Below are 11,160 nucleotides of genomic sequence, written 5' to 3'. Positions count from 1 at the left end.
CGAACTGGCACAAGTTGCTCAACAAATTAAGGAAAAAACCGGCAAGTATGCGTTTTTTGCAACCCTAGTTCCAGAAGATTCGGCTGAGGTGCTGGAATCGATGGTGCAGATGGGGGTTCAATTGGTGGATGCCAATGGAGAGGCGGCTTTTAATACACCCGCAGGGAAAGCGGCGTTTCAGTATTGGGTAGACCTTTACCAGAAGAAGCTGTTGCCCCAGGAGGTATTGACACAAGGGCATCGACGTGCGGTTGAACTGTACCAAGCAGGTGAGACGGCGGTGCTAGCAACGGGTGCAGAATTTATGGCGACGATTGAGAAGAATGCGCCAGCGATCGCGCGAGTCTCCGCTGCGGCACCCCAGATTACCGGCGAAACGGGTAAAAAGAATGTAGCGGTGATGAATCTGGTGATTCCCCGCGACACTCCAAATCCGGATGACGCCCTCAAATTTGCTTTATTTGTCACGAACGATCAAAATCAGCTGGCTTTTGCGAAGGCGGCGAACGTGTTGCCGTCTACAGTTCAGGCAGTGCAAGAGTACCAAAGCCAGATAGCCAGTAATCCGAAGGTGTCGCCAGTGGAACAAGCTCGCGTCATTAGTGCCAGCCAATTGACATCGGCAGAGGTTTTAGTCCCGGCGATGAAGGATCTCAACAAGTTGCAGAAGGCAATTTATGAGAATTTGCAAGCAGCAATGTTGGGGGAAAAGACGGTAGACAAAGCAGTTGGAGATGCAGCTTTAGCGTGGAATCAACGCTAGGGATTCACGCTAAAGCTGCCAGACCTAACTCCCAACCCCTTCCTGGAATCGGGAAGGGGAGCAATATTCAAGAGAAATATTCAAAACCCCTCTCCGTTTCGGAGAGGGGTTTGGGGAGAGGTTTGGAGAGGCACTTTTTTCTCTAGATGGGGAGTTATCACACGATTGCAGCAGTATTAGAGCTTGATGTGACTTCACGGGGCAACTCTAGGCGGAAAGTTGAACCCTCTCCCGGCTGACTTTCCACCTGTATTTTCCCATCCATCATGCGAACTAATCGGTCAGTAATGGCAAGCCCTAAACCCGTACCCCCATGAGTGCGCGTCAGGCTTTGACTGAGTTGTCGAAATTCTTGAAAAATTTGCTGAATTTCCGACTCCTCGATCCCAATGCCCGTATCTTTGACAGCGATCGCAATTTGGTCGGGTGTCGGTTCGCAAGCATCCACAGTAATGCTACCCGAATCGGTAAACTTAATCGCGTTGGAAAGAAGATTAACCAACACCTGCCGCACGCGATTACTGTCATTCACAACACAAGGATTATCAAGACTAACGTGAATATGCACTTCCAGGTGCTTCTGCTGAGCCAAGCTCTGGAGTTCTTCCACCGTTTGCGTGACTAGCTCGACTAAGTTAAATTCTTCCAAATTTAATTCCAGCTTTCCCGCCTCTAGCTTAGAGAAGTCCAGAATATCCTCAATCAGTTTGAGTAGGTGTTTGCCACTATTAAAAATGCGCTCCAGCATATGTATTTGGTTTTGGCCCAGCTGATGCTGAGCTTGGCGCATCAGCAATTGCGTAAAGCCTAGAATCGCATTCATCGGAGTCCGCAGTTCGTGGGACATCAGCGCCAAAAACTGCGACTTCAGCCGGACTTCTTCTTGAAGGCGCAAATTTTGTAAATGATAATAGCGAATTTTCTCCTCCGCTTGCTTGCGGGCGGTGATATCACGTAGCATCCAGCGCAGGGAAGACCCCTTACCTTGCTTATCTGGGACGCTGGCGACAGTCAGCGCAGCATTAAAGAGTTTGCCTTGACGCGATTTTAGTCGCACCTCCCACTCCTGAACTAAGCCTAACTTTGGCACCTGAGTCAGTTGGGAACGAAAGGCTCGACGAGCTTCTTCAGGCACAAATATGATTAGCGGTTTGCCCACTAGGTAAGTGGGCAAGATACCGAGAAGCTCAGCGGCGGCGCGGTTGGCTTCCCGAATCGTTCCAGCCGCATCTGTTACCAGGTAGCCGTCTGGAGCAAACTCGAATAGGTCTAGGTAGCGCTGGCGTTCCGATTCCAATGCTCCCCTCGCCCCTAACAACTCCTCATTCTGCTGGCGCAGTTCTTCTTCGGCTACGTGTAATTCTTCCAAAGCGGTTTTTAATTCTTCCAGCGATCCCGCTAGCAGCTGTGGCTGTTGCTGAGGCGATTCGGTGACACGCTGCTGTAACGCCGCTGCGCGTTGGCGTGCCGTCTCTATTTTCTCGGTAAACCGCTCTCCTTTTAGATGAAAAGTCATGAAATTCTTGATTACTATCTTTTTTTAAACTTTTGTTAAGCTCTTGAATCACCCATTTTGCTTTTTGAGCAATTTGGAAATCAGATTAGCTGTAAGCGCCCTAAGCAACTAGACAAATCACACAAAGTTTTTAGCTTTTGGCAGCCAGTGCCGTTGAACTTAACTTTAATGAATAAATTCCCGTAACACACAAGGTGTGCAAAATCTTAGTAAAGACACTATGTACATACTTTGAGTTAACTGTAAGAAATTTATGTGTAAATCCTCTTTAAGGCTGATAAGTTAGGTGAAATCCATAAGCCGTAACCAGAGCTTTATCCACATACCTTTCCGTTCCTTCTCGAAACCAAACAAACCCGATCCCCCAGCCTTCTGCCCACTTCACGGTAAGCGTTGCCTGGTTAGAAGAAGAAAAAGCTAAAATATTTTAGATTTTTTTAGGGAGAAAGCGGCTAAATTTAACTTTTTTTATCTTGTCGGATCGGGGTTTGGAAAGCGGTTATTTTTATACCAGTAGGGTTGATTTTTTACACATACTTAGAAAAGATATTTCAATACAGACTGTAGCTTTGAGATTTTTATAGTATTGGCATAGCGCTGTGCAATTCTTGCATTAATACAATCACTCCCTGAATATCTTTTTTTAAAATAAATAGAGGCATACAGGTGACTTTACACTGAATTGTCCTCCCACGCCGGTTGATAGCATCTAGTGTTTCTTCGTGGTATTCCAAGTCCCCGGTTAAACAGCTTTGAATCGGCTGTCTAAGCTGCTCTACCGGCAAGCCAATCTTTAAATTTAGAAAAGGCTGTCCCTGGACTTCATCGCTTCGCAGTCCCCACAAATCTTCAGCTTGAGGATTCCAGATTTGGATGTTCAGTTCTTGGTTTAATACGACAATGCCGCCCGGTAGGCTGGTAAAAATAGATTTGAGAAAGGCGTTGGCTTGGTTAACCTGGTTGCTGGACAGCCGCAGTTTTTCTGTTGTTAGGCGTAGCTCTTCGTTACTTGTATCTAATTGTTCTGATTTTATTTGTAAATCTTCGTTACGCGCCTCTAAGCTATCAGCAGTGGTCTTAATTTGGGCGATCGCGCTTTGCAGGTGTTCGTTGACGACAAGCCAGTCGTGGTTTTTATTCTCTAAGGCGCGATCGCTCTTGGCTAATGCTTCGACAGTCGCTCGCAGTTGCTCATTGAGAACTTGTATCCTCTGTTTAGAGTATTGCACCTGGAACTGTCGAGATTGGTTCATGTCTTGGCAATCGCTCTCCATCGCTGCCAAACGCTCGTTGGATTGAGATAGCTCCTCGTGCGCCACCAGCAAGTCTTCCAAGACGAAGCAAAAGTCCTCAAACGCTGCCGTCGCCAACACGATTTGCTGCAAGATTAATGCCTGTAGGGGCGATGAATCAATGGCTAATAAATATTTGTGCAGGATTGCCAAGTGTTGTTGTAGAAGGATTATCTGCTGGGAAAACTTGTCCTCATTCATTCAGGAACTCCTTCTTGCTCCTCCATGAATAAAAGCACTTCTCGAATCTCTCCCTCCTTCCCTAACAAAGGTTTACAAGAGACTTTACACTCAATTGCCTTGCCGCGTCGGTTAGTGGCATTGAGGATAATTTCTTGTAAATCGTTCTCCCCAGCTAGACAGTTGCGAATCGGCTGTTTGAGTTGCTCTACTGGCAAGCCAATATCTAAATTTAGAAAGTGTTGTCCTTGGATTTCATCGCTTCCCAGTCCCCACAACTCCTCAGCTTTGCGATCCCAACGCTGGATATGCATATCTCGCCCGACTACGACGATGCCACCCCGAAGAGTGCCTAAAATCGACTCTAAAAAGGCGTTTGCGTCGTTGAGTTCTTCGCTGCGGCGGTGCATTTCATCGTTAAGAGCCTGCAATTCCTCATTCGTGGATTGTAGCTCTTCGTTCATGGTTTCTAGCTCTTCGTTAGAGGATTGGAGTTCCTCATTTGTCGTCTCTAACTCTTCGTTAGAGGATTGGAGTTCCTCGTTCGTCGTTTCCAACTCTTCATTCGTAGACTGGAGTTCCTCATAAGCCATTTCCAGTTCTTGGTTGGATTGTTGCAAATCGTCCTGTAGCCGTTTGTAGCGGCTGACATCAATGAAGGAAATACTGACGCCTAAAAGATTGTTGGATACCTCTACGAGCGGTACCACCAGCACGTCTAGAGTAATCGTTTCGCCTTTCGGAGTTTGCCACGGCACATCCCTGACAGTAATCTGTCGGCGCTCCGCATAGGCTTGATCGATACAAGAGCGTAATTCCAGGGGACGATAAGAAATTTCTAAATCTTGCAAGGGGCGACCCAGATCCTTCGGACTCAAGGGAAACATTGCCCTAGCACGTTCGTTCACCAGCACTAAAAAGCCATTGACATCTATCACTATCTGGGATGTCGGGCTGCTGTCGAAGGCGACTTCCCGAATGCGGACATGAGTGGCTAGATTGTTCACTGCCTCCTCGCTGCCAGACTGAGCCATAAGCAACAACCGTTCGCGTATTCCTATTTTATGGGCTTTGGTAAAGATACGCCGCTTCAAATCCACAGGTGTGAAAGTGTGGCTGTGGCTGAGCAACATCTCCGCCTTCCCTAAAAAGATAAAGCCACTGTCATTCAGGGCAAAGTGAAAGCGGGAGAGGATTTTAGATTGAGTTTCGGCATTGAAATACATCAAAGTGTTGCGACACACCAGTAAGTCAATGCGGGAGATGGGAGCATCAATCGTCAAGTTGTGACGCCCAAAAATCACCGAGCGACGCAGAGCCTTGCGAAAGTTATAGCCGCGAGCGCATTCCTCGAAGTACTTCTCTACCATTTCCGGAGCCAGATCCGCGACATCCTTCGCTGAATAGGTCGCTTGGCGGGCTAGATTGAGGGCTTCCTCGTCTAACTCGGTGGCATAAATTTTTACCCGTTCTTTGAACTGTTCCACTCCCAGCGCTTCAGCGAACGCCATCGCGATAGTATAAGCTTCTTCTCCAGAGGCACAGCCAGCACTCCAGATGCGGATCGGTTCGTTGATTTGTTTGCGGGCGGCAATGGTGGGAACGATTTCTTCAATAATGTAATCCCAGGCTGAGCGATCGCGGAAGAAGGCAGTTACATTAATCAACAACGTGTTAAACAGGTGAATAAATTCTTCTGGATATACTTCTAGGTAATCCATATAATCGTTGTAGCTTTCCAGTCCTACTATCTGCATCCTTTTCAGGACGCGACGCATCAGAGAGGAACGTTTGTAGCCAGTAAAATCAAAGCCACGGCTGCCTTTAAGATACTCTAGCAGCGCTTCAAATTCAGGGTTGAGGATTGAGCGATCCATAAGTAGTTGTTAGTTATACCAGTTTTCCATAAGTGCAATACGGTTTTGACCTCGCTTCCATTGCTCTAGAAGAATCTGAGAGAGGCTTTGAATTGACCGCCCACAACCGCGTTGGGAAGAGGGTTAGCGCTTAGGTTTTCTCTGTATATCTTACCCGATCGAAAATGACTATAATAGCTACTCGCTTAATCGAATATTTTTTTACACAACATCAATTTAGTATATTAGCGTAATTAGATATCACGCTTTGGGAGTGGTAGAAAGGTTAGTTGTCAATCGCAGCAAGCTGAGGACTTAATGACTACTGAGGATTTCCGATTCCCAGTCTTCAACAAAGTTACATTGATTGCTCACAGTTTGATTAGCGATTCGTGGTAGATCGCTAGCTTTTTGCCCTATTTTTATTAGCAAACTCTATCTATAAATGATTAAAGTTGGTGACAACAATTTGCCATTTGCAATTAGCTATTTACCAGATTCACCAAAGTAGCAGCAATTTCATTTAAGGGGAGTATCCAATCGACTGCTCCAGTTTCAATTGCGGCTCCCGGCATCCCAAAATACTGCGAAGATTCCCGATCTTGCGCGATCGCGATTCCGCCCATTTGTTTAATCGCTCTGATGCCGGTTGCACCATCCTTACCCGTCCCGGTGAGGACAACCGCGATCGCTCGTTCTTTAAAACTCGCCGCGATTGATTCAAAGAGTAGATCAGCGGAGGGACGGACAAAATGCACCAGTTTCGTCTGGGTGAGGGAGAGAGTCGCGTCTGGGTCGATCAGCAGGTGATGATTCGGCGGCGCGATATAGATTGTCCCCGGACGCATTTGCTCTCTTGCTTCTGCCTGCTTGACGGGTAGAGACGTGCGACGATTCAGGATTTCTGCGAGTAGGCTGGGGTGTTTGGGGTCTAGGTGCTGGACGATGGCGATCGCTGCCGGAAAGTCTTTTGGCAAGCCAGAAATCAACTCGGTGATGGCTTTTATCCCACCGGCAGACGCTGCCACTGCCACGATGGGAAAGGTAATCAAAGGGTAAGAATTTTCTTCGGTTTCTGGGTTCGATCCTGCTTTTCTCCGATTCTCCTTTTCTACCTGCTTCCCATTTTCCGGGTGTACCTCGGTATCTTTCTCTTTGTCCCCATTGCCATTTAAAAGCAGTTGCCGGATGATGGTAGCGTTGTGCTGAGCTTCGTGCGCCTGTTCTTCAAAGCGTTTGGCTGACCGAGTTTGGTTGCGATCGCGTGCCCCTTGATGCATCCGACGGGACAAAGCGGCACGTTCTTCGAGTGCCCTAAACGCATTCCACAGTGCCGTCTCTAGTGCCTCAGATTGCTCTGCCAGCAGAGTCTCGACGGAATAGGCGTGACCCGTGCGGCAGCGGAACCGAAGCAACTGACTGTCGTGCAGTTCCCACAGGGCACCCCCGCAATCTGGACAGCCGAAGCCGGAGGGCGTTCCGGGTCTGTCATCTTTGTGTATGGAAGCCATATTTAATTCTGCGCTCTCGGATTCCATTTCCATCTCATCAGTTACAGGCTCTTTTTCCTCGGCTGCCACTGACTCTTGAGCCAAGCTTACCAGGGTAGGAGCGATCGCTGACAAAGGCAAAATATAATCGACTTCTACGTTCTCGATAGCGCTACGGGGCATTCCGGGAAACAAGGCGTCGTTGGGATCTTGAACCACTGCGACACCGCCTCGCTGCTTCACCGCTGCGAGTCCCGCCGTCCCGTCGTCAAGATTGCCCGATAGCACCACACCCACCACTCGCCGTCCATAGAACTGGGCTGCCGTGCGAAATAGGGGATCGATGGCGGGTCTGTGACCGTTCTCCTTAGGACCACGAGCCAGGTGGATGTATCCGCGTTTAACTAATAAATGGTAATTGGGGGGTGCCACATAAATCCGCCCATATTGAATCGCCTCGCCGTCCTTGGGATGAGATGCTTTCAAAGAGCCGCAGCGATTCAGGATACTTGGCATGGCGCTGGTGCTGTGGGCAGGGAAGTGTATGACGACAAAGATTGCAGCTGGCAAATCCGGCGGCAAAGCCTTGACCAGTTGAGTCAGCGCTTCTACCCCGCCGGCAGAGGCACCGAGGACGATAATATCGTGACCAGACATTTATTTTCTCAATGCAGCGGATGAATTAAATTACCCAATCAAGCGAAGACCGAATTCTCAAAACTCTTTTCAATCGAACAAGTAGCTGAATCATCGCCGCAGACGCTTCGAGATCCTGTATTGGTTACTTTAGGCTAACATCTGTCACTCGTCATCAATCCTCGGCATGAAAGCGCTTACTGAGTGTAGAGCAATTCTATTTGAATTGTGAGGGTGTAGGGCACCCTTGATTGAGAACTGCCTCGACACAACTGATTCGATGAAAACAAGCTAAATACTGACTCGGCGGGGAAATTTTACATTGAAGGTAGATCCGTGACCTAAATGACTTTCCACTGATATTTTTCCATGCATTAATTGCACTAATGAGTGAGTGATGGCAAGCCCTAAACCCGTACCCGGATATTTTTTGGCGAGGGACTGATCGACTTGCCGAAATTCTTCAAAAATATGCTTTAAGTTTTCCTCAGCAATTCCAATTCCGGTATCTTGAACGCTAAGTAACACTTGATCCGGGGAAATTTCTTGTACTTTGATGCACACACTTCCGGTGTCAGTGAATTTAATCGCATTGGAGAGAAGATTTACCAAAATCTGCCGCAGCCGAGCGCTATCATTCAATATCTGAGGGTTTTGTAAATTTGCCTCAACTTGCAGCTCCAAATGCTTTTCTGAAGCAAGCGATCGCAATTCTTCTGCGGTTGTTCTCACTAGCACTGGCAGATTAAATTCTTCCAGTTTGAGTTCCAATCTTCCGGCTTCAATTTTTGAGAGGTCAAGGATGTCATTAATCAGCGTTAGCAGGTGTTTCCCATTGCTGAGGATGCGATCCACCATGTCCAATTGTTGCGGGCTAAGCTGATTTTGCCGCTGGCGCAACAGCAGTTGAGAAAAGCCGATCACGGCATTCATCGGCGTCCGCAGTTCGTGGGACATGGTGGCAAGAAACTGCGATTTCAACCGCGCTGCTTCCATCAATTGCAGATTCTGAAGTTGAATTTGCGTGGAAAGATTTTCGAGTTCCTTGTTTTGCTGAGCCAGAATTTCGTTTTGTAAAGCTAAGCGTTCCTCTCGTTCTTCTAAAGCATTGATCAGACGGGCATTATTAATCGCGATCGCGGCTTGTTCTCCCACCGCCGCCAGCAGATATCGGTCTTCTTCGTCAAACGCATGAGAATTTTCCCAATTACCGATTGCCAGCACGCCCAACCGTCCCGCTTGCGCGGACTCAATCGCCACCACATAAAGTGAAGCTGGCAACTCTGAGGGCTTTACGGTGTCGGATGTCGAGTGGAGGAAAGCGGCTTGTTCCCCTTCGATAAGCTGAGAAATCCCAGTCAAAAACACCTGAGAAAGCAATCCTTCCCCCGAACTAAAACCATCTTCCAGGCGCAATTTTTCCGTACCGATTCCCGCCGTCACCGTTAAGACCAGGCGATTGCACTGGGGGTTTTGCAGCATGATAAAGCAAAACTGGGCACCCGCGATCGCATCGCAAACCGCTTGAACCATCACCCGTAACAAACCGGGTAAGTCACTCAGGCGCTGGTTTAGTAAATTTGTCAGCTGCTGGAGTGTCCGGAGTTGTTGCTGTTGTTCGCCCAGAATGATGATCGCCTTGCGTAAGTTCTCGGTCGCCGCTTGCGCTTCCCGGTATAATTTTCCATTTTCGACCGATAAGGCAGCGCGACGGGCAAGTTCCTCTGCCAGAGCCAAGTCCATCGCATCGTAGCGGCGTTTCTCTTGAGTGGACACCAAGGAAATTGCCCCCAACGTGCGATCGCGCACCAACAGGGGCACCACCATGTAAGACTGAAAGCCCAGCTCCCGAACGATTTGCAGATGTTCGGCATTGCGGGTCGCAGCTACGAGCATTTCGTCGTCAATTTCAACGGCAAATTTTGGTTTGCCCGTGCGTAATACAATGCTTGCGGGGTGTTCTCCATCCGGGTCGGGGGGGAACAGATGCAGCACCTCTTGCACCAACTTCTCTGGAGAGGGGTTTGCATAAGCCGTCCCCATCCGATGAATTGAGCCGTCCGCTGCCAGAATATCTACTATGCACACGTCGGCTAAGTGGGGTACTGCCAATTGAGCCAGATTCTCCAGGGTTGTTTTGTAATCTAGAGAAGCTGAAAGGACAGCACTCGCTTCTGCCAGAAATCGCTGGTTTTCTAATGCCCGCTTGCGCTCTGTAATATCGCTAATAATTCCAGACATCCGGAAAGGCTTGCCGTTCCCATCTCGCTGGGCTTTGCCTCTGGCAATGCAGTAACGATAATGCCCAGAAGCGTGCAACAGCTTAAATTCCACATTACATTCAACTTGATGCTCCAGGTGATCGCGGATGCTCTGGACGATGCGGTATCGATCTTCTGGATGCAAAAGTTGGCACAATGCCTGGTAATTGCCGACAAATTCTTCACGGGACAAGCCGCTGATTTCAAAACAGCGGTCATTCCAATAAACTGTGTTGGTGGTGATATCCCAGTCCCAAATTCCGTCGTTCGATCCCTCTAGAACAAATCGATAGCGTTCTTCGCTTTCTTTGAGTAATTGGTTTGCTTCTGATGCCTGTCTTTCCGCTCGATAGAGGCGAAGCGCATTGTGCAGGCTGCGAGAGAGACTTTCTGGAGAAACTTTGCCTTTAGAAATATAGTCGGATGCTCCGGCTTTCATCAGTTCGACGGCAGTTTGTTCGTCTCCCTGACCCGTCAAGACGACCAAGGGGATTTTAAAACCAGAGGAGCGGATATTTTGAACGAGGGTGAGTCCATCCCCGTCAGGCAAGCGATAGTCGAGGAAGACACAGTCAAAATGGTCGCTGTGTAAAGTAGCGATCGCTCCTTGGCAGTCGCTGGTTTCTACTAATTCCATTTGCACGCCAGCCGTTTTGAGCGACCGGCGAACCGCCATCCGGTCTACTTCATCATCATCGACTACCAGGATTTTTAACTTTTCTTCCATAACCATTCAAGGACGGAATTCGTAAAAAGCTTTGAGTTTTAAATTTTAAGTTTTGAATTAAAGAATTCTCTTGTAACTCATCACTCATCACTCATCACTCATCACTCTTACAATCCATTACCCATTCTCCAAAATTAGGGCATTTCACTAAGCATCCAATATTGATTGAGCGTTGCCACTACCTCCACGAATTTAGCAAATGTTACGGGTTTGACAATATAACCCGCTACATTGAGATTGTAGGCTTCCACCTTGTCTTTATCTTCATTGGAAGTCGTTAGTACAATCACTGGAATTGCTTTGAGTTCTGGGTCTGCCCGCAATTCACGCAAAAATTCAATTCCACCCATTTTGGGCATATTCAAGTCGAGTAAGACCAGCCGCCGCTCTCGCGGAACCTTTGTTGAATCGTCAGTCCCCCGCAACATAGCTAGTGCTT

At 48.1% G+C, this 11,160-nt stretch carries 7 protein-coding genes; 1 reads left to right on the top strand and 6 read right to left on the bottom strand.

Features of this window, described 5'->3' with window-relative positions; genetic code table 11:
• Window positions 1–763: extracellular solute-binding protein (locus H6F50_RS06320; RefSeq protein ID WP_190427584.1), on the top strand; the 763-nt coding region annotated here is incomplete at its 5' end.
• 157 nt (window positions 764–920) lie between these two features.
• Here H6F50_RS06320 and H6F50_RS06315 read toward each other — a convergent pair.
• From H6F50_RS06315 to H6F50_RS06290, 6 genes are all read right to left on the bottom strand, one after another.
• Complete coding sequence (locus H6F50_RS06315) at window positions 921–2,279, bottom strand: ATP-binding protein (RefSeq protein ID WP_190427581.1); 1,359 nt, start codon at window positions 2,277–2,279, stop codon at window positions 921–923.
• A 578-nt stretch (window positions 2,280–2,857) separates the two neighbouring features.
• Window positions 2,858–3,772 (bottom strand): PAS domain S-box protein, encoded by a 915-nt coding sequence (locus H6F50_RS06310; protein WP_190427578.1) that lies wholly within the window; start codon window positions 3,770–3,772, stop codon window positions 2,858–2,860.
• Window positions 3,769–5,628, bottom strand: coding sequence for a CheR family methyltransferase (locus H6F50_RS06305; protein ID WP_190427575.1), 1,860 nt, complete (start codon window positions 5,626–5,628; stop codon window positions 3,769–3,771). Before H6F50_RS06305 ends, H6F50_RS06310 begins: the two co-directional genes overlap by 4 nt.
• Window positions 5,629–6,089: 461 nt before the next feature.
• The gene (locus H6F50_RS26960; RefSeq protein ID WP_190427572.1) at window positions 6,090–7,754 is read right to left on the bottom strand and encodes a chemotaxis protein CheB; all 1,665 of its coding nucleotides are present in this window, start codon (window positions 7,752–7,754) and stop codon (window positions 6,090–6,092) included.
• Between the two features lie 270 nt (window positions 7,755–8,024).
• Window positions 8,025–10,721 carry an ATP-binding protein gene (locus tag H6F50_RS06295; protein WP_190427568.1) on the bottom strand — a complete coding sequence of 899 codons (2,697 nt, stop codon included), beginning with the start codon at window positions 10,719–10,721 and terminating at the stop codon, window positions 8,025–8,027.
• A 134-nt stretch (window positions 10,722–10,855) separates the two neighbouring features.
• Window positions 10,856–11,160 (bottom strand): response regulator (locus tag H6F50_RS06290; protein WP_190427566.1); only part of this gene is annotated, 305 nt, incomplete at its 5' end.

Source organism: Coleofasciculus sp. FACHB-712 (assembly GCF_014695635.1).
In the GTDB taxonomy this organism is placed as follows: domain Bacteria; phylum Cyanobacteriota; class Cyanobacteriia; order Cyanobacteriales; family FACHB-T130; genus FACHB-T130.
Note: the sequence above shows the minus strand (reverse complement) of the source record. Positions and strands in the feature narration are given on the sequence as shown.